A 20,184-nucleotide genomic window follows, 5' to 3' on the forward strand; every position below is an offset into this window, starting at 1 on the left:
TTTTCATTTTTTATAGAAATATTCTTATGTTTTAAAACCTCTTTTCCTTAAGTTTGTTTTCGGTTAAAAATTAAATTTAATATATAATACATGGGTTTTCTTGATAAAATATTGGGCAAAAAAGAAGCTACAATACAATCGAATAACGATTTCTGGAATTGGTTTTTAAAGCACGAAAAAGAATTCTTCAAAATCGTTAAAAGCGCACAAAACATCCACGAAGGTTTTTTTGATAAATTGGCTCCAAAACTTGACGAAATCCATGACGGGATTTATTTTGTGACAGGAATGTTTAATGAAAATACTGTCGAATTAATTCTAACTCCAGACGGAGCAATCAGAAATATTTATGCTATTGAAGAATTGGTAAATGCAGCTCCTTCTATGGAAGGCTGGAAAATTACAGCTTTAAAACCTTCATCAGATATCCAGAATATTGGTGTTGATTACGAAGGATTTAAATTCAATAAAGATAATTTGAAATTTTATCCGAACATTCACGATGGATATCCTGATGAAATTGATTTAACAGTGGTATATGATGATTTTGTAGAAGAAAAGAGATCAATTTTGACTAATGGTGTTTATATTTTCTTGGATAATTATTTAGGCGAATTACACTCGGTAACTTTGATTGACAACATGAAGATTGTTGGGTCAAATGGTATTTCAGAAGAATTAATTCCGATTGAAAAATTAAAGGATTATTTAATTTGGAGAGAAAAAGAATTTGTCGAGAAGTACGATGGCACGCGACACAACACTGAAAACGATAATTATTCGAGCTTTGAGGCAACTACAAAAGATGGCGGACTTGTAATCGCAATTATAAATAGTGATGTTTTGCGATGGGATAAAAAAGCATCTCATCCATGGGTTTTTATCATTACCATTCCGTTTGATGGAAGCAACAATAACGGAATGCCAGATAAGGAAACTTATCAGTTGCTAAATGATATTGAAGATGAAATCGTACCAAATCTTAAGGATGTAGAAGGTTATTTGAATATCGGAAGAGAAACATCAACCAATAAAAGAGAAATCTTTTTTGCCTGTAAAGACTTCAGAAAACCGACAAAAGTGGCAGATGAAATTGTAAAAAAATACAATGGAACTTTCGATATAAGCTACGAAATCTACAAAGACAAATATTGGCGAACTTTTAGAGCATATGAACCAAGATAATTTTTTATTTCATGCAGATTTGGTAGATAAAACAGATTTTAATTTAAGCTAAATCTGTTTTATCTGCTTAAATCTTTAAAAATCTGCATGAAACAAAAACTTAGAGCCTTGGCGTCTTTGTGGCAAAACTACAAAACACCGAGATCAACCATGCAAGATTTCATCATTTCATAAGTACGCTGAATATCATTATCCAAACCAATCGAAAAACGAATCAAACCATCCGTTAATCCCATTTCTTTTTGTTCTTCTAGCGGAATCTCACTAGAAGTCGAAGTTCCTGGCGCACTGAACAACGTTTTATAAAAACCTAAACTTACTGCGAGATAGCCTAGATTTCGTTTCTGCATCAATTCCATTAATTCGTTTGCTTTTTCCAGAGTCCCGACATCGATTGTTAGCATACCTCCAAAACCGTATTCCGGATTGATCATTGTTTTGTACAATTCGTGACTCGGATGGCTTTTCAATCCCGGATAAACCGTTTTTAAGCCGTCTTTTTCAAACTGATCAGCTAGAAAATGTGCATTGTGACTGTGCTGTTTAATTCGGATATGAAGCGTTCTTAGGTTTTTCATCACGCTCGCAGAACGCAGACTGTCCATTGTTGGCCCCAAAAGCATGCTGGCGCCTGAATTTACATTTTTAAGCGAATTGATAAATTCTTTAGAAGCGCAAGTAACGCCGCCAACCGTATCACTGCTTCCGTTGATGTATTTCGTCAAACTATGAATCACAATATCAGCACCCAATTTTGCTGGAGAAACCGACAAAGGCGAAAACGTATTGTCTACAACCAATTTCAAATTGTATTTTTTAGCAATTGCCGACAAACCGCGAATATCAGCCACTTCCAATAACGGATTACTTACCGTTTCGCAATACAAAACTTTCGTTTTAGAAGTGATTGCAGCTTCGACTACATCGAGTTTAGTAATGTCGACGAAAGTCGTTTCAATTCCGAATCTTGGAGTGAAGTTTTTCAGAAAAGCATACGTTCCGCCATAAATCGTTCGGCTCGAAACAATATGATCGCCCGCACCGCACAATTGCAATAGAGTAGGCGTAATCGCTCCCATTCCAGAAGCCGAAACATTAGCCGTTTCGGTTCCTTCCATCGCCGCCAAAGCCTGATCTAGATACAAATTACTTGGGGAAGAATGGCGCGAATACAAATAACAGCCTTCCATATTGCCTTCGAAAGTATCAAACATGGTTTTTGCTGAAAGAAAAGTATAAGTCGAAGAATCAGAAATAGAAGGATTTACACCGCCAAATTCCCCAAAGTATTGCAAATCCTGAATATTATCTGCTGGGTTGAAGTTTTTCATAAGTTTATTCTTTATGGTTGATAGTTTTTAGTTTGTTGAAATTGATTTTTTGAAATTTTTAGAAGCCATTTCCAGCTTTCCGCTTTAAGTCCTCATAAAAAAGTCAAAGTTTCTAATGTTCTAAAAAGAGCTTCCGTTGGTCGCTTTTTTAGAACAAGAAACTTATGCCTTTTTTACTCCGGGCTTTCCGCTTTAATCTGGGCTAGGGCACTCGTTTTCAAAAGAAATTTTATTCAAAGTAAGAGTGAATTAGAAAAATAATCAATTAGTAGTTTGTAAATTAGATTTTAAAACTATAAAAATGTATTTATTCTGATTTTTAATCTAAATTTGATTTATAGAACATGATTTAATAGATTTTCATTCTTTTCCTGTAAACAATAAACGATCAACCAAAAACAATAAACAGAAATGACTTTAGACGAAATAGACAAAAAACTCTTAGTTCTGCTCCAAACCGACAGTAAAAAGACGAATAAAGAATTGTCTTTAAAACTCAATCTTTCGGTAACGGCAGTTTACGAACGAATTAAAAAATTAGAAAGAGAAGGCATAATAAAAAACTATGCAGCTTTAGTCGATAAATCTAAAATCGAAAAAGGATTCGTGGTTTTCTGTCATTTAAAACTCATTCAGCACACAAAAGAGTTCCTAACCAAATTCGAAAGTGAAGTCATCAAGCTCAACGAAGTTTTAGAATGCCATCATGTAAGCGGTGATTACGATTACATCTTGAAAGTATTAGTAAAAGATATGGAAGCTTATCGTGAGTTTTTAGTAACCAAACTCACTTCATTGCAACATATCGGCAGTACACAAAGCATGTTTATGATTAGTGAAGTGAAGAATTCTACAGTGATTTCTTTTTAAAGATGCTGAGGTTTTATATTTTTTTCTTTGAGACTTTGCGTCTTTGTGGCAAAAAAGTTTTAACAATCAATGATTTCAGAAGAGAGACAACCTATTTTTCTTCGCCGAAAAAATTATCCCAAAGCAGTTTCTGTTTTTTATTATCGTCATCATAGGGTTCTTTAAATTTTAATTTTAGTCCTTCAATCTCATTGGTATGATTTTCATAATATTCAAAAGTCAATTTACTTTCATAGCTGACTGGTACATCGTGTGCCAGAATAATTTGTTTAATTGGGACTAATTTCTCTTGTCTCCACTCATAAAGTGTTTTTGAGTTGTCCATATACCAGCTCCCTTCATAGGTTTCTTCAATTTGTTTTTTATCTTTTTTAACGATATAGTCAGTCGAAAACGAGCCGGCATAATTTATAGTATTTGTCTTCTTAGAGAAATAATAAACTTCTTGCCACGTATTGCCATTCATATTTGGCGAAGTCGAAGTAATTATTTCGTTTCTGTTGTCGCCATCAAGGTCATCAAAATTTATTCTATAGATAAAAATATTTGTTTTTTCGCTCCCAATTCTTTTCCAATTTCCGCTTTCCAAGAGATAGAAATTGATAATAGTATCTTTAATGTTTATTTCTGTTGCAATTATTTTCTTTTTATCAATGAATTTGCCAATTAAAATTTGTCTAAAAACCTTATCGTCTTCAATTGAATCTTCACCATAAAAATAATTGGTTGTGTCTGTTTGGGCCAATTGTAATACACTCTCCAAGAATTTGTCAAGGATTTGTTTGGTTGTTTTTGAGCTGTCATTCGTTTCTTTTAAGAAAACAGCATTAGGAATTACAGTAACATTTTTATGTTTCGTATGGTTACAAGCGCTGAAAGTTAAAAATAGTGCTATTATTAATAGGTATCGTTGCATTTTTTTTTGGCTGTGTTAGTTCTGGCGCTTGGCTTGTTGCGAAGTTCAGGATCTATTATTTTCTATTGAATATAAAATTTCTTTCGAAACGAAAATGTGATTTCTAAAATTTACAATCCTGCCAAATAGAAGTTGCACATTTATCCTAATTATGTATAAAGCTATAAATACAATGGTACGTCTTTAAATTTTTGTTTTAACCTTTTTTTTACTTGACTGTTGAGTTTGTTGTTTTTAAAATGAATGTCACCTAACGATTTCATAGTAAAAAATGAATCCGGTAAAGATTCCAGGTTGTTGTTGTCCATGGCAAACCCATGCAAATTGGTTAGTTTTCCAAAATTATCAGGCAACCTATTTATTTTGTTGTCGCTAAGTCCAAAATAGGTCAAGCTACTTAATTCAACTAAACTGTCAGGAAGTGCCGAAATCTGATTTTTATCAAAATAGAGCCAACTTAATTTTTTTAAGTTTCCGATAGAAGAAGGTAATTCAGAAACTTTATTGTAAGAGAAACTGAAATAAACAAGACCAGAACAATTTCCTATTGTTTCTGGTAAAGTGCTTAATTCGTTGCTGGAGATTTCCAAACGATATAAATTCTTAAGGTCTCCAATAGAGTTTGGCAACTCTTTTATTTTGTTGTTTGCGCAATCAAAAACTACTAGATTACTTAGGTCTCCTATGTCTTTTGGAAGTTCAGTAATTTTATTCATTCCTAAATCTAAATGTGTTAAGTTTTTCAATTTAGAAAGTGACGGAGGAATGCTTCTTAATTCATTTGATACTAAGCTTAATTCAATTAGGTTGTCGTATTCTGAAATCCATTCAGGTATTTCTTTAATGTCATTGAATGATAATTTTAAGGACTTAAGATTAGTGAATAATTTAATATCCGAAGGTATTTCGGTTAAAGACTGGGAAGACAAGTCTAAAACAAAAACTTCTTTAGGGTTTCTTATAGCCTCAGAAATGTTTTTATAAACTTTATACTTTCGAAGGTTTTTGGGTGGAACGGACATTGTAATAGCATTGTCAGCATGTGAGAAACCTTCACTTTCATTTACGATTGTTAATGCAAAAGTGTCAATTTTTGTTTCATTTTTTATGGTTTTTGATTGCCCAAAACAAAATTGTGAAGATATAGTTATCGCGAAAAATAATATTATAAATTTCATTTTTTATGAGTTTTTTCTGTTAAATATAAAATTTCTTGCGAAACTTAAACGTGATTTTAGTACAAAATTTGAAAACTGTTAAGCATAGTTTTTTTCTTTATTTCTTCTTTCTAGCTCTGCTTCTAATATCTTTTAATTGTTCGGTATATAGCTTTAAGCAATAGTTGTTGTTATTTAATTTGATATATCCCTTTTTCTGAGTTCCAAACTAATTTTTTGTGATTTTCATTCCAAAAATTCAACCACCAATTAGCATTTTTAGAATCATCAGTTTTTTCGTCTCCAAACAACATTGCTAAATATGCAAATGTATAAGTGTCAGGATTGCAATAACTTGCAGAAGAACCTTTGTCCTTTGGCATTTCATCTAATTTGTAAACATTTTTTAGACACTTTTTAGTTATGGCTTCCTTTGTAGGATTAGCTTGTAATGAAATTATTAGCGCATTAACGGCATTTAAACTACTAATTTCTGGAATTTTAGAATTTGTATATTCAAAAGGTTTGAATTCTTCAACATTCTTATTTGATAAATAGTTTAACCAATTATTTTTAAGATTTTTAAGTTCTTTTTCAGTTGAATTTATTGTTACATATCCAAAATTCTTTTTCGTTAAATTTTGCAGAATTTGATTTGCTCTTCCCGAAACGGTGAATAGATCGTTATCCATAACTAGCCCTTTACCTTCAAAAATTATATCTTTATTTATGATTCTATCCCAAATAATTAAACGACTTGTACCTTCAAGTTTTGTTTCCGTTTTGTTGGTTAATTGATTGGCCAAAGAATTCAAATAATCTTTGTCTTTTGCATAATTATTTAGTGAAGCATTTAAAGTCAAGAAAACCGCGCTCCAACTTTTATCATCCAAGTTTTTAGTTAAAAGTTCGGCAGATGTAAGTTTTTGAGCTTCATCATACATTTCTCGGGTGTAATTTTCAATATTCTGTTGACTCCAAGAGGCCAATAATTTTTGAGAATATGAAAAATTAAAAGTAATTATGAATAATGCTATTAAGATCTGTTTATTCATTTCGGTTGGTTTGGTTTTAGTGAAATATTCTGGTGCTACAGCGAGTTTGGTACTAAATTAAGCCAAATGCCCAGCTTGCTCGTAGCTTGTGTTGTAGCAAGCTAGGGTTCATATTTAAGATTCAAGTCCTTTATATTATTTCTTACTTTTTGCAAAAAAATAATACCGGGGTCTTCTTTCCCAGTAAAATAAGCAGGATTTGTCTCTTTCCATAATTTCGTTTTTCTAAATTTTCCATACTCATTATGTCCAATTACATATTCAATATTGAACTTGGCTTTCAAATGTCTAATCAATTTAGAATTAGATACGATTTGTGCTTCAGTCAAAGGTTCTGTTTTGCTTCCTATGTTTTCAATGCCAATTGAACAATAATTAAGCCCAATGGTATGTCTTGCAAAAAGGGTATCGTCTATTAATTGGTAAATTTTTCCGTCCCTGTCAATTAAGTAATGAGCTGAAACATTGAGTTGGCTTTGATTTTTATTGTAATTTCTTGATTCTTCAATTTTTGTATTATTAAAATAATTGAAGTTGCTTTTAAGTGTTCCTCCTGCAGTGTAATGTAAGACAATAATTTTAGGAGAAATCGTTGGAATTGTTTGTATCAGTCCGTGTCTGTCTTTTAAATATTCCAAACTTAATTTTATTCTTTCTTCATTGTATGTAATTGGTTTCTTGATAATGTCAATACTATTTTTGTCTTGACCTCTACCATTTATAATAAAAAACAACCCACAAAGAAGCATGATAAATTTCTTATTCATAGCTTTGAATAAATTTAATGTTTTTCTTTTCCAAAGCTGTTAGCATAGATTCTATATTGTTGTATCTGGGAGTATACCAATTCTGCTGATTAAAATAATTTTTCATATCATCAGTTTTGAAAATATAGTTGTGTCTAGCATATATTTCATTACGCATAACTTTTAAGTCCCAACTAGTTAGTCCTTCAATATCAGAAACTCTCAATTGACGTTTTGAACCTTCAGGATAAATACCTGGTACATTGCGAGATTGTGTTTGAGGAAGTGGGGCGTGTTTCTGTGCATTTACAAAGTTTGGTGTTCCAAATGCTAGCATCATGATTAAAATAATCTTGTTCATTTTTATTTATTTAAATTTTATACCTACAATTAACGGTTTTCGGCTATACCTTTTATAAATTATCTATTTGTTTGTGTTCTGTATAGCTTGTCTACAACGTTGCGATACTTATAGCGGTTTTGGGACTAAACTAAGCTTATTTTTTGATTTGCCGCCCAAGCAAAACAGATTGTCACAAACATGCTTTTTAGAAGTAATGCATTACAAAAATAAGGTTATTTCTCACATAGCAAAGAGATCGATGGTTTTTATAATGAATAATCAGAGTTCTTTGAATAAATTAGGAGAGCAATCAATACAGGATTTTGCAATCTTTTAGTAAAGGAGAAAAATTCATAACTTAGAAAAATAAAAATCTTAACAAACCTTCGACTAAATATTCGCTACTTGCAGTAAAACTCCCACCCAAATTTCACACAAAAAACATTGAAATTTAAACTTTAAAAAGAACTTTATTCCTTAAATTTGTGACGCTAAAAATAAAATAGACAAACTATGAGTTCATTTGACGTAGTCATTATAGGTTCAGGTCCTGGCGGATATGTATCAGCAATTCGTTGCGCACAATTAGGTTTTAAAACTGCAATTGTAGAAAAATATAATTCATTAGGCGGAACTTGCCTTAACGTAGGTTGTATTCCTTCAAAAGCATTATTATCTTCTTCACATCATTATTCAGAAATTGCTCATTTTGCAGACCACGGAATCGAAGTTTCTGGTGATGTAAAAATCAATTTAGAGAAAATGATTGCGCGCAAACAAGCCGTTGTGGATCAAACCGTAGGTGGAATCAACTACTTAATGGATAAAAATAAAATTACTGTTTTCAATGGTTTAGGTTCATTCGTAGACGCAACGCACATTGCGGTTGCAAAAGCTGATGGCACATCAGAAACTATCGAAGCAAAATATACTGTAATTGCTACAGGATCAAAACCATCTTCTTTACCGTTCATCAAAATAGATAAAGAAAGAATCATTACTTCTACTGAAGCTTTAGCTTTAAAAGAAGTTCCAAAGCACTTAGTTATCATCGGTGGAGGAGTTATCGGAATCGAGCTTGGACAAGTTTACCTTCGTTTAGGAGCTCAGGTTTCTGTAGTGGAATTCATGGATAGAATCATTCCAGGAATGGACGGTTCTCTTTCTAAAGAATTAACTAAAGTTTTGAAAAAACAAGGAATGAAATTCTACGTTTCTCACAAAGTAAAATCAGTTGAAAGAAACGGCGATGCTGTTACAGTTCAGGCTGAAAATGCAAAAGGAGAAACAATCACTCTTGAAGGAGATTATTCATTAGTTTCTGTTGGTCGTCGTCCGTACACAGACGGATTAAATGCTGACAAAGCTGGAGTAAAAATCTCAGACAGAGGACAAGTGGAAGTAAACGACCATTTACAAACTAGTACGCCAAATATCTATGCGATTGGAGACGTTGTTCGTGGAGCAATGTTAGCACACAAAGCAGAGGAAGAAGGAGTAATGGTTGCTGAAATTTTAGCAGGTCAAAAACCACATATCGATTATAACTTAATTCCTGGTGTAGTTTATACTTGGCCAGAAGTTGCTGCAGTTGGACAAACTGAAGAGCAATTGAAAGCGGCTGGAGTGAAATACAAATCAGGAAGTTTCCCATTCAAAGCTTTAGGACGTGCAAGAGCAAGTGCTGACTTAGACGGATTCGTAAAAATCTTGGCTGATGAGAAAACAGATGAGGTTTTAGGAGTTCATATGATTGGTGCTCGTACAGCAGATTTAATTGCTGAAGCAGTTACGGCAATGGAATTTAAAGCTTCTGCTGAAGATATTTCAAGAATGAGCCATGCGCATCCAACTTTCGCGGAAGCGGTAAAAGAAGCAGCATTGGCAGCTACTGAAAATAGAGCTTTACACGTATAAAGTAAAATAAAAAATAATCATCTAAAATCCGTCAGAATTGTATTTTGACGGATTTTTTATTTGATGAAAATTATTCTATTCAAAAAATATAATTTTCAATAAAAAAATTGTAAATTAGATGTATGTTTCTGATGTTATCTTTGTGAATATTAAAGAGATAACGTCATGGTAAATAAATATGTAGCTCCAGTTTTACTGGGGGCAGGAATTACACTAATGTTGTATTCCTGCAAATCGAAGATTCCGGAAAAAGCAGTTCCTGTTAGAAATTTTGAAAGCACAAAATACTTAGGACGATGGTATGAAATCGCAAGACTTGATTATAAATGGGAAAGAGATTTGGACAACGTAACTGCTGAATATTCCTTATACGAAGACGGAACTATAAAAGTTGATAATAAGGGCTATAATGTCAAAAAAGACAAGTGGGAAGAGAGCATCGGGAAAGCCAAATTCGTCAAAAAAGACGATATCGGTATGCTTAAGGTCTCATTTTTTGGTCCTTTTTATTCTGGTTACAATGTTGTAGCCTTAGATCAAAATTATAAATATGCTTTGGTCGCTGGTGAAAATTTGAAATACTTGTGGATTCTTTCAAGGCAAACTCAGATTCCGGAAAGCGTTAAAACAGAATTCCTGAAAAAAGCTCAGGAAATTGGTTATAAAACATCCGAACTTGTCTGGGTAAGACACGACAAAAGCTAGTAAAAAAATAACCCGGTAGATTTTATCTGCCGGGTTTTCTATTTAATGTCCTTACTGGATCAAGGGGTGAAAACGGTTTTGTAATTATCCCAATATCTGTAAATCAAGAATAAATTGCCCACAAAAAGCAGACCTGCAATAGGAAGACCTTCTGGAGCCAAGAAATAATTAATAAACAGGATATTTACTGTAATTGGTAAAATTAAAATGTTTGCCAAAGTGACAAAGCGCCCTGTAACAAATGCAACTCCGCAAAGCAATTCTACTGTTTTTGCTAACGGAAGCAAATAAGTGGAAGCGACTAATCCCATATTAAATGCCTTAAAATTACCAGTTGTTTCTGGTTCTGGAGCTAATTTAAAGAAAAAGGATATAGAGGCAAAAAGTAACAATAAACCAATCAAAACGCGGACAATAATAGTAGCAATTTTCATAATACTTAGAATTAAAAGAGGTTAAAAATGATATAGTTAATGTGTTGAAAACGCAAAATCAATATTCTTCAAATAAAATGAAAATCTTTTTTAAGACTTATTTTATTGAGAATTTAACAATCAATAATATTCTATTTTGGGATTAGTTTAATGCTCTATCAAATATAATGAATTTTTTGTTACTATTTTGCTGTTTATTAGCACTTTTCTTATTTCTTGATGTATTTTTTATAAAGGAAAAATCCGCCCGCAGCCAATAAAATGAAAGGCCATATATTAATAAAGAAAACCAGAATTGCCTGCAATATATACCAGCCACTTTTTAGAGCATCTATAATCTGGATTCCTAAATTTGGCTTGTAAGCATCGCTTTCTTTTTCGCTTACAGCCATTTCTTGTTTTATCGTTTCGTTTTGATACAGTTGAAGCGTTACCGTGCTGAAATTAACCTGATCCTGCAAGGATAAATTTTCAACTGTTCTGTTGTCGTGTTCTTCTTTTTGGTTTGCTAATGTGTTTTCGGCATCAATAACGTCATTTATCTTTTTGCCTTTAGAATCAATAGCGGTTTGTACTCTTTTTTGCGTAACGGCACTTCTTTGCTGCGAAAGCTGGTTCGAAAGCATTTTTAGCGAAACATCATCTGCTTTGATAATACGATAATTCAGAAAATCAATCTGTTTGGCTATTGTTTTGATGATGGTGTCCAGCTGTGTATTTGGAACACGGATGATGATATTGTTTTCTACATAATATTTAGTGGTTTCCAGCGTGCTGTCTTGGCTGACTTTTGTTTTTATCTGATTGAGTATAGTGCTTTGCAGGTTGGTGTATGTTACAAAACCTCCAAATTTTTGAACTGCATTTTCTATAGCATAAGTAGACTTGACAACGTTTTTAACCTTAAACTTAATATCTGCCGTTCTGATGAATTTCTGCTTGCTGTCTTTCGGGACAACAGCTGCCGAAGATGAAATTGCAGTACTGTCTGTCATCATTTTGGCATCGGTGGAAGAGTCTTCTGAAGCGTAATCTGCTTTTTTGCAGGAAAATAGTAATGTAATTGTGGCAAAGGCGGTCAAACCTAATTTTGCAGTTGTTTTCATAAAGGTTAAATATTTGATTTTTTAATAAAGCATTTACACGATGCAAATGCATTTGGTGTTAAATATTCGCGAATTTGTACAAATTCGTTATACTAAAAAGCGTGCCAATATTTTTGTAAGATTCTTTTATTGAAGGATTTTTTTTGTCGTAATTTTGGAGTTTTAAATTTTTCGTTTTTGAGAGTTTCCATTCATAAAAATATTTCAGATCCAAAACGCTTTAAAGAACAGCTTTTGAGTTGGTCACAGCAGTTTCGTGAAGTTGTTTTTTTAGACAGCAATTCCTATCCAGATCTGTATTCTTCGTTTGATTTTGTTCTTGCTGCAGATGCTTTTACTTCGCTGCAGACTGATTATTTCAATGCTTTTGAAGACTTAAAACAATACCAGCAGAATACCAAAGACTGGCTTTTTGGATATCTTTCCTATGATTTGAAAAATGATATCGAGAATTTAGAATCTAATAATTTTGATGGATTGAACTTTCCCGATTTGTTTTTTTTTCAACCCAAGAAATTATTTTTATTGAAAGGAAATCAGCTTGAAATTTGCTATTTGTTGTTTTGTGATGATGAAGTGGAAGATGATTTTAATGAAATAAATCAAATCGAAGCGACTTCTTTTGAAACGTTAAATAAAATTGAAGTAAAACAGCGAATTTCGAAGGAATTATACGTAGAAAAAGTCAATAGAATGCTTACGCATATTCATCAGGGCGATATGTACGAGGCAAATTTCTGTATGGAGTTTTATGCAGAAAAAGCGATGATTAATCCGTTGGAGAAATTTCAGAAACTCAATGAAATTTCGCAGGCACCTTTCTCAGTTTTTTTTAAAAACAATAAAAACTACCTGCTTTCGGCTTCGCCAGAGCGCTATTTAAAGAAGAACGGCCAAACAATTATTTCGCAACCTATTAAAGGAACTTCAAAACGTTTTCCAGATTCAGAAGAAGATGAAAAGTCAAAGCAGTTTTTAAAATCTGATGCGAAAGAACGAGCAGAAAACATAATGATAACCGATTTGGTTCGAAATGATTTATCGCATACAGCAAAAAAAGGATCGGTAAAGGTTGAAGAACTTTGCAAAATCTATTCTTTTCTTCAGGTGCATCAAATGATTTCGACGGTAACTTCACAATTAGATTCTCAATTTTCAGTAGTAGATGTTTTAAAGACAACTTTTCCGATGGGAAGTATGACCGGAGCGCCAAAAATTTCGGTAATGAAAATCATCGAAAATCTCGAAGAAACCAAAAGAGGATTGTATAGCGGTGCCGTTGGCTATTTTTCTCCCGACGGAGATTTTGATTTTAATGTCGTAATCAGGAGTATTTTATATAATCAAGAAAAACAATACGTTTCGTTTTCTGTCGGAAGCGCCATAACATCGCTTTCTATTCCTGAAAATGAATACGAAGAATGTCTTTTGAAAGCCAAAGCAATGCATGAAGTTTTGAGATAATTTTTTTACCACAGATTAAAAAGATTTGCACAGATTTTTTTAATCATTTAATCTGTGGCTATATTTTTTTATCTACAAATTCTAGGAAAAAAATTAGTGGAAATTTGTGTAATTCGTGGCAGGAAAAAAACGTACTTAACATTTCGTTTAAGAATAGATCAAATTTAATTTTTTACTTTTATCAGATGTTTTCAAAATTTCAAAATCATATCGTATCTCGATTTCCATTTTTGGCAGAAAAAAAACTTTTTCTTGCTGTAAGCGGAGGATTAGACAGTATGGTTTTACTGCATTTGCTTCATAAACTTCCTTATCAAATAGCAGTTTTGCATTGTAATTTTCAGTTGCGCAGTCTGGAAAGTTTTGGCGATCAGGAATTCATTCAAAATTATTGTATTCAAAATAATATCCCAATTTTTACCACTCAATTCGATACCGAAGCTTTTGCTCAAGATTATAAACTCTCCATTCAGGTTGCTGCAAGAGAACTTCGATACAGCTGGTTTTATGAACTTTTAGAAGAAAAAAACTTTGATTATCTCTTGACAGCACATCATGCAGATGACAATCTTGAAACTTTTATCATCAATCTTTCGCGTGGAAGCGGATTAGAAGGATTAATCGGCATTCCAGAACAAAATGATAAAATCATTCGGCCACTATTGCCTTTTTCAAGAGAAGAAATTCTAAAATTTGCTGAAGAAAATAAGATAGAATGGCGGGAAGACAGCAGTAATGCTTCGACAAAATACCTTAGAAATAAAATACGCCATGATTTGGTTCCGGTTTTAAAGGAAATCAATGTTAATTTTCTCGACACGCTCCAGAAAACGCAATCGTACCTGCGTGAAACAAAAGAAATGGTCGAAGATGCTTCAATTATGATTTATCAGCAGGTGGCCAAAGAAGTGGGAGAGGATATTCATTTTGATTTAAATAAACTGAAAAAACTTCCTAATTACAAATCCTATTTATATCAATGGCTGAACGAATTTGGGTTTTCTGCTTGGAATGATATTTATGATTTGGTTGAAAGCCAGTCTGGAAAACAGGTTTTTGCCCATGAATTTAGACTTTTAAAGAATAGAGAAACGCTGATTTTGAGTCCAATTTCTGAAATATCAGAAAAAGATGAATTTGAAATTCATGAAAACGATACAGAAGTTAATTTTCCCTTAAAAATGACTCTTTGTAACGTAGGTCACACAACATTCGGATCAAATAGAACTATATTTGTTGACGCCGAAAAAATCCAGTTTCCATTGGTGCTTCGTAAATGGAAAGAAGGAGATGTTTTTTGTCCTTTTGGAATGAGTGGAAAGTCTAAGAAAGTAAGCAAGCTTTTTAAAGATGAAAAGCTGTCGTTGCTGGAAAAAGAAAAAACATGGATTTTATGTTCTGACAACCAGATAATATGGGTTGTTGGAATCAGACAGGATGAACGTTTTAAAATAAATAATACCACAAACAAAATATTAAAAATAGAATTGCAATAATGAACTTTACTCTTAATAAGCAGACCGTTATTCCAAGAAATAAAGGGATTAAATTCCTTTTATCTTTACTGATTTTCTTTTTTGCTTTTGCTGATGCGAATGCACAAATGATTGAACCGGTAAAGTGGACTTCTAAAATTGAAAAAAAATCTGAAAATAAAGCCGTTCTTATTTTTGACGCTGTAATCGAAAAAGATTGGCACATGTACTCGCAGTTTACACCAGATGGCGGACCGCTTGCGCTTGAAATTTCATTCAAAAATCAAAAAGGAAATTACGAGCTTGTCGGAAAAGCAAAAGAAAGTAAAACCAAAACAGCTTTTAATGATGTTTTTGGCGTAAACGAAACTTTTTTTGAAGGAAAAGCTCATATTGAGCAAGAAATAACGATTATAAACCCAAATTTAAAAACAGTAGAAGCTGAGTTTGATTATCAGGTTTGTAAAGAAGTTTGCATCAATTCTAATAAAAAATTCTCAATAGCCGTTCCTGCAGTTTTCAAAAAAGAAGATATTCCAGTAGTTTCAGAAGCAAAATTAGACGAGACAAAAGTAGTTGGACTGGCTGTTGATACTGTGAGTAAGACTGCAGTATCTGAAAAGACTGAAGTGCAAAAAGCAGATAATGATGTGGCAAAAGTAAAAGGCGATTTAGAACAATCGTCTTCTTCAAGAAGTTTATGGTCTATCTTTTTCTTTGCTTTTTTAGGAGGTTTTGCTGCATTATTCACGCCTTGCGTATTCCCAATGATTCCAATGACCGTGAGCTTTTTTACAAAACAAAGCAAAAGCAGAGCAAAAGGAATCAGAAATGCTGTTATTTACGGATTATCAATCATTGGAATTTATGTTTCACTTGGATTTTTGGTTTCATTTATTTTTGGTGCAGACGCTTTAAATTCATTAGCAACAAACGTATATTTTAACCTCGGGTTCTTTGTCCTACTGATTGTTTTCGCAACATCATTTTTGGGAGGTTTCGAAATTATGCTTCCAAATTCATGGGCAAACAAAGTAGATCAGCAGGCAGACAAAGGCGGTATAATCGGAATTTTGTTTATGGCACTTGCTTTGGCAATTGTATCTTTCTCATGTACTGGACCAATTGTAGGACCGCTTTTGGTTGAAGCGGCAACAAACGGGATTTCGGGTCCGATTGTCGGCATGTTGGGCTTTTCATCTGCGCTTGCATTGCCATTCATGCTCTTTGCAATGTTTCCGGGTTGGTTGAATTCACTTCCAAAATCAGGCGGGTGGCTTAATACCGTAAAAGTATTTTTAGGATTTTTAGAATTGGCTTTTGCCTTTAAGTTTTTATCAAATGCCGATTTAGTACTGCAATTGCATTTCTTAGAAAGAGAAGTTTTCTTGGTAATTTGGATTGCTATTTTCGCTGCTCTTGCCTTGTATTTATTCGGGAAAATCACATTGCCACATGATAGTCCGACAAATCATATTTCAGTTGGAAGATTGTATTTAGGTTTGATAACTCTTGCCTTTACCATTTATTTGATTCCAGGCCTTTGGGGAGCGCCATTAAAATTAATCAGCGCTTTTCCGCCGCCTCAACAATATAGTGAGAGTCCGTTTGGAATAGGAGGGTCAGGTCATGGAGCCGTTACCGCTGAATCTGCTAAAAATCTTCCTGAAGGGGCAGAATTAGGTCCTCACGGAATTGTGGTTTTTCATGATTATGAAGATGGTGTAGCTTATGCCAAAAAAGTCAAAAAACCGATTATGCTTGATTTTACAGGTTATGCCTGCGTAAACTGCCGAAAAATGGAAAGTAATGTTTGGTCTGAAGCTGCTGTATTGCCAATTCTGAAAAATGATGTAGTTTTGATTTCGCTTTACGTTGATGATAAACGCGAATTGCCAAAAGAAAAGCAGTTTGTTACCGAAGCTGGCGAAAAAATAGAAACTACTGGCGATAAATGGACAGATTTTATGATTTCGAAATATAAAACCAATACACAGCCTTTGTATGTGATTACAGATGCAGAAGGCAACAATTTAAATTCTTCTAAACCAACAATCAGCTACGTAGGAACTGATGAATATTTGAAGTGGTTAAAAGAAGGAATTTCTAATTTTAAATAGATTTTTGAATAAAGAATAAAGAATAAAGAATTTTGAGCTTTAAAGCTGTATTCTAACAAATTAATTTTTCTTTGGGGGTTGAAATTAATTCAAGCAAAAAGGCTGTATCTATTTTTGAGACAGCCTTTTTTATGTAATTATCTTGTTTGTTTTTGATGAAAGCTATTTAAATCGATTTGTCATCATTCCGTAGAATGTTTATAGATGAAAATGATGAAACAAAAAGAGTTGGTATAGATTTTTAGGATATCCTTTTTGCGGTATTTAATGAAAAGAATCTACCTCGATTTGTCATTCCGTAGGAATGTTTCATCGGTAATTAAAAAAAGCGCTCTAAGTGATTAGAGCGCTTTTTTATCAATATGAAAGTGAAAATTAATATCTTACAAGAATTCTCCGTGTTGAGAGATGTCTAATCCTAAATCTTCTTTTTCTTCAGTAACTCTTAGAGGAGTGATTTTGTTTACGATAAAGAATAAAGCATAAGAAGCAACAAAAGCAAAGATTGACACCACAACCAAAGCAGTTAATTGGTTGATGAATAATGTTGGAGTTCCGAAGATTAAACCTTGGTTATCACCAACAGCTGGGTTGATTGCTTTTGAAGCGAAAACACCAGTTAAAAGCATACCTACCATACCACCAACACCGTGACAAGCAAATACATCTAAAGCATCATCAATTTTTCCTTTAGGGAATTTGCTTACTACTAGGTTACTCACAATTGCAGAGAATAAACCGATGAAGATAGCGTGAGAGATGCTTACGAAACCAGCAGCAGGAGTAATAGCTACAAGACCTACAACCGCTCCGATACAAGCTCCAAGAGCAGATAATTTGTGTCCTAAAATTTTATCAAGGAATACCCAAGCCATTGCAGCAGCTGCGGCAGCAACAGTAGTTGTTCCTAAAGCTTGAGCAGCAAGACCGTTAGCTCCTAATGCAGAACCTGCGTTAAAACCAAACCATCCGAACCAAAGTAAACCTGTTCCTAATAATACATAAGTAATTCTAGCTGGGTTAACTTTTTGAACTTTTCTTTTTCCTAAGAAGATTGCTCCAGCCAATGCAGCCCATCCAGCGCTCATGTGTACTACAGTTCCACCAGCGAAGTCAAGAACTCCCATTTTAAAGAAAACTCCATCAGGATGCCAAGTCATGTGTGCAAGAGGAGTGTATATGAATAAGATAAATAAAACCATGAATAACAAATAAGCCCAGAAACGTACACGTTCTGCAAAAGCACCTGTAATTAATGCAGGAGTAATGATAGCGAATTTTGCCTGAAATAATGCGAATAATATAAAAGGAATTGTTGGTGCAAGGCTCCAAGCTGTATTAGTTCCAACTCCTTCGAAGAATAAATTATAAGATGGATTTCCGATAATCCCTCCAATAGTTGGTCCGAAAGCCAATCCAAAAGCAACAACAGTCCATAAAATAGTAACAATTACCATTGCCATAAAACTTTGAAGCATAGTACTAATTACGTTTTTCTTACCTACCATACCTCCATAGAAAAATCCTAGTCCCGGAGTCATTAACAATACAAATGCAGTTGCAACGATCATCCAGGCAGTATCTCCTGTATCAAACTTTACAGCTTCTGCCGGAATTGGGTTGTCTGCAATGATAAAGTTCGAAATAAAGGTTAGTACCAAAATAGTGATAAGAATCACACTTAAAATAATTTTTCGCATAGTTATTTAGTTTTAAAATTTTTCATAAAAGTATAAAATGATTTGATACCCCAATAAAAAATAGGGTCTTGTGTTTAATTTTTGTTAATTTTTCATTTTAACCCCCTCTAATTTTATTCTATATGTTAAAACAATGTAAAAATTTATGATTTGGTAATCTATTTTGTCTTGGATTTGTTATTTGTGAAGTTTTTTGTTCGAAATTGGACCTTAAAAACTTGCTTTTTGGTCAAAATGTTGCGGTATTGTCCTTAATTTTCTAAAAATGATGGTTTTTTGAACAAAAAAAGACATCAAACGCTTTACATTTGATGTCTTTTTAAGAAAGTAGTTTTAAGAATTACTTCTGGTTGTATTTTGCTTTAAATTTAGTATTCAGTTTATTCTGAAAAGTATCTAAATTAATATTTCTTCCTTGAATGAATGCCATTGTCAGTTTATTGGTTCTCATATCAAGTGCATCTCCTTCAGAGATAAATAGTGTCGCGTCTTTGCCAGTTTCCAATGTACCACAAAGATTGTCAATGCCTAAAAGACGGGCAGTGTTAGAAGTAATCAACTGAACCGCTTTTTCTTTATCCATTCCAAATGCGGCGCAAGTTCCAGCTAAAAACGGAAGATTTCTAACGCTCATACGTTCGTGGTCACCGCTATTTTCCAGTCCAACAATGATTCCTTTGTCCGTTAGGATTTTTGCCATTTTGTACGGAAGATTTACGTCCTGATCATCACTGGTCGGCATATCGTGAACACGTCTAAGCAAAACACCTACATTATATTTCAATAAAACCTCCGAAGCTTTGTGTGCTTCAAATCCACCAACAATAACAATTTTTTTGATTGAATTTTTAGAAGCCATTTCTACGGCATCTACAATTTGTTTTTCTTCTTCAGCATGAATGTAAAGAATCTGTGTTCCGTCAAACAAACCTTTTGCAGCTTCTAAAACGATGTTTCTTTCTTTTGGAGTATCCTGATTGTATGCTTTTGCATTTACAAAGAAAGTATTAACTTCTTCAGCTTGTTTTGGATAGTCTTTATTGGGCTCAATCACACCCGGTTCGAACCATGTTCCCGATCTTTTGAAACTGGAAGGGAAATTCAAATGAATTCCGTCATTTTCTTTCAAAATAGCATCGCTCCAGCTCCATGCATCTAGTTGCACAACAGATGAAGTTCCTGAAATTCTGCCTCCTCTAGGAGTAACCTGTGCTACTAAAACGCCATTTGGACGAACTGTTTCTACTACTTTAGATTCTGAGTTGTAAGCAATAATGCTTCGTACATTTGGGTTAATGCTTCCGATTTCTTCCTCATCATCAGACGATTTTACAGCGTCAATTTCTACTAGACCCAGAGTTGAGTTTGGTGCAATAAAGCCAGGATAAATGTGTTTTCCGGTTGCATCAATTGTTGTGTCGTATGCATTGTCTGCAAGTCTGATTGTCGAAGCGTCTGCAACAAGAGTCAGTTTTCCGTCTTTAAATCCTATGGCGCTGTTTGGTATAACGGTTCCGTTTCCTAAGTGTGCAGTCGCGTTTAAGATCAGAACAGATTTTGATTGTTTTGGTGCGGGTATTTGCTGTGCGGACAGCTGAATAGAAGCGCAAAACAATAATAGAAGTTTATATATATTTTTATGTATCATGATGTTTTTCTT

At 33.5% G+C, this 20,184-nt stretch carries 17 protein-coding genes; 7 read left to right on the plus strand and 10 right to left on the minus strand.

The features are described 5' to 3' along the window. Window positions 1–90 precede the first annotated feature (90 nt). Entirely contained in the window at window positions 91–1,185 is a 1,095-nt protein-coding gene (locus ACFFLS_RS05915) for a DUF695 domain-containing protein (RefSeq protein ID WP_379685620.1), read from the plus strand. A gap of 128 nt (window positions 1,186–1,313) precedes the next feature. On the opposite strand, the gene ACFFLS_RS05920 is transcribed toward ACFFLS_RS05915, so the two are convergent. After that, entirely contained in the window at window positions 1,314–2,516 is a 1,203-nt protein-coding gene (locus tag ACFFLS_RS05920) for an aminotransferase class I/II-fold pyridoxal phosphate-dependent enzyme (RefSeq protein WP_379685621.1), read from the minus strand. Between the two features lie 411 nt (window positions 2,517–2,927). On the opposite strand from ACFFLS_RS05920, the gene ACFFLS_RS05925 reads away from it, so the two are divergent. Further along, a complete protein-coding gene (locus tag ACFFLS_RS05925) occupies window positions 2,928–3,386 on the plus strand; it encodes an Lrp/AsnC family transcriptional regulator (protein ID WP_053471104.1) in 459 nt (152 codons plus the stop codon). 91 nt (window positions 3,387–3,477) lie between these two features. On the opposite strand, the gene ACFFLS_RS05930 is transcribed toward ACFFLS_RS05925, so the two are convergent. From ACFFLS_RS05930 to ACFFLS_RS05950, 5 genes are all read right to left on the minus strand, one after another. Beyond that, complete coding sequence (locus tag ACFFLS_RS05930) at window positions 3,478–4,302, minus strand: hypothetical protein (protein ID WP_379685622.1); 825 nt, start codon at window positions 4,300–4,302, stop codon at window positions 3,478–3,480. A gap of 161 nt (window positions 4,303–4,463) precedes the next feature. Beyond that, window positions 4,464–5,480: a leucine-rich repeat domain-containing protein gene (locus ACFFLS_RS05935; RefSeq protein ID WP_379685623.1), complete on the minus strand. Its 1,017-nt coding sequence runs from the start codon at window positions 5,478–5,480 to the stop codon at window positions 4,464–4,466. A 170-nt stretch (window positions 5,481–5,650) separates the two neighbouring features. Continuing rightward, on the minus strand, window positions 5,651–6,403 hold the full coding sequence (locus ACFFLS_RS05940) for a hypothetical protein (protein WP_379685624.1): 753 nt from the start codon (window positions 6,401–6,403) through the stop codon (window positions 5,651–5,653). Window positions 6,404–6,615: 212 nt separating this feature from the next. Then, the gene (locus ACFFLS_RS05945) at window positions 6,616–7,281 is read right to left on the minus strand and encodes an N-acetylmuramoyl-L-alanine amidase (RefSeq protein ID WP_379685625.1); all 666 of its coding nucleotides are present in this window, start codon (window positions 7,279–7,281) and stop codon (window positions 6,616–6,618) included. Then, a complete protein-coding gene (locus tag ACFFLS_RS05950; RefSeq protein ID WP_379689244.1) occupies window positions 7,274–7,621 on the minus strand; it encodes a YARHG domain-containing protein in 348 nt (115 codons plus the stop codon). The genes ACFFLS_RS05945 and ACFFLS_RS05950 overlap by 8 nt, the downstream gene beginning before the upstream one ends. A 495-nt stretch (window positions 7,622–8,116) precedes the next feature. On the opposite strand from ACFFLS_RS05950, the gene lpdA reads away from it, so the two are divergent. Both lpdA and ACFFLS_RS05960 read left to right on the plus strand, forming a co-directional pair. Beyond that, complete coding sequence (lpdA, locus tag ACFFLS_RS05955) at window positions 8,117–9,520, plus strand: dihydrolipoyl dehydrogenase (protein WP_379685627.1); 1,404 nt, start codon at window positions 8,117–8,119, stop codon at window positions 9,518–9,520. A 165-nt stretch (window positions 9,521–9,685) separates the two neighbouring features. Then, window positions 9,686–10,225, plus strand: a complete 540-nt coding sequence (locus ACFFLS_RS05960) for a lipocalin family protein (protein WP_379685628.1) — start codon at window positions 9,686–9,688, stop codon at window positions 10,223–10,225. A 59-nt stretch (window positions 10,226–10,284) separates the two neighbouring features. On the opposite strand, the gene ACFFLS_RS05965 is transcribed toward ACFFLS_RS05960, so the two are convergent. Both ACFFLS_RS05965 and ACFFLS_RS05970 read right to left on the minus strand, forming a co-directional pair. Further along, complete coding sequence (locus ACFFLS_RS05965; RefSeq protein ID WP_379685629.1) at window positions 10,285–10,659, minus strand: DoxX family membrane protein; 375 nt, start codon at window positions 10,657–10,659, stop codon at window positions 10,285–10,287. 209 nt (window positions 10,660–10,868) lie between these two features. Beyond that, the gene (locus ACFFLS_RS05970) at window positions 10,869–11,765 is read right to left on the minus strand and encodes a DUF4349 domain-containing protein (RefSeq protein WP_379685630.1); all 897 of its coding nucleotides are present in this window, start codon (window positions 11,763–11,765) and stop codon (window positions 10,869–10,871) included. Between the two features lie 177 nt (window positions 11,766–11,942). Here ACFFLS_RS05970 and ACFFLS_RS05975 point away from each other — a divergent pair, with 177 nt between their 5' ends. The 3 genes from ACFFLS_RS05975 (at window position 11,943) to ACFFLS_RS05985 (ending at window position 16,824) form a co-directional block, all read left to right on the plus strand. Continuing rightward, window positions 11,943–13,229: an anthranilate synthase component I family protein gene (locus ACFFLS_RS05975; protein ID WP_379685631.1), complete on the plus strand. Its 1,287-nt coding sequence runs from the start codon at window positions 11,943–11,945 to the stop codon at window positions 13,227–13,229. A gap of 185 nt (window positions 13,230–13,414) precedes the next feature. Then, a complete protein-coding gene (tilS, locus tag ACFFLS_RS05980) occupies window positions 13,415–14,725 on the plus strand; it encodes a tRNA lysidine(34) synthetase TilS (protein WP_379685632.1) in 1,311 nt (436 codons plus the stop codon). Then, entirely contained in the window at window positions 14,725–16,824 is a 2,100-nt protein-coding gene (locus tag ACFFLS_RS05985; RefSeq protein ID WP_379685633.1) for a protein-disulfide reductase DsbD family protein, read from the plus strand. The genes tilS and ACFFLS_RS05985 overlap by 1 nt, the downstream gene beginning before the upstream one ends. Window positions 16,825–17,207: 383 nt before the next feature. On the opposite strand, the gene ACFFLS_RS05990 is transcribed toward ACFFLS_RS05985, so the two are convergent. Next, entirely contained in the window at window positions 17,208–18,524 is a 1,317-nt protein-coding gene (locus tag ACFFLS_RS05990) for an ammonium transporter (protein ID WP_379685634.1), read from the minus strand. Window positions 18,525–18,864: 340 nt separating this feature from the next. Beyond that, window positions 18,865–20,172 (minus strand): amidohydrolase family protein, encoded by a 1,308-nt coding sequence (locus tag ACFFLS_RS05995; protein ID WP_379685635.1) that lies wholly within the window; start codon window positions 20,170–20,172, stop codon window positions 18,865–18,867. Window positions 20,173–20,184 lie beyond the last annotated feature (12 nt).

The organism is Flavobacterium procerum, assembly GCF_042431625.1.
Taxonomy (GTDB): Bacteria; Bacteroidota; Bacteroidia; order Flavobacteriales; family Flavobacteriaceae; genus Flavobacterium; species Flavobacterium procerum.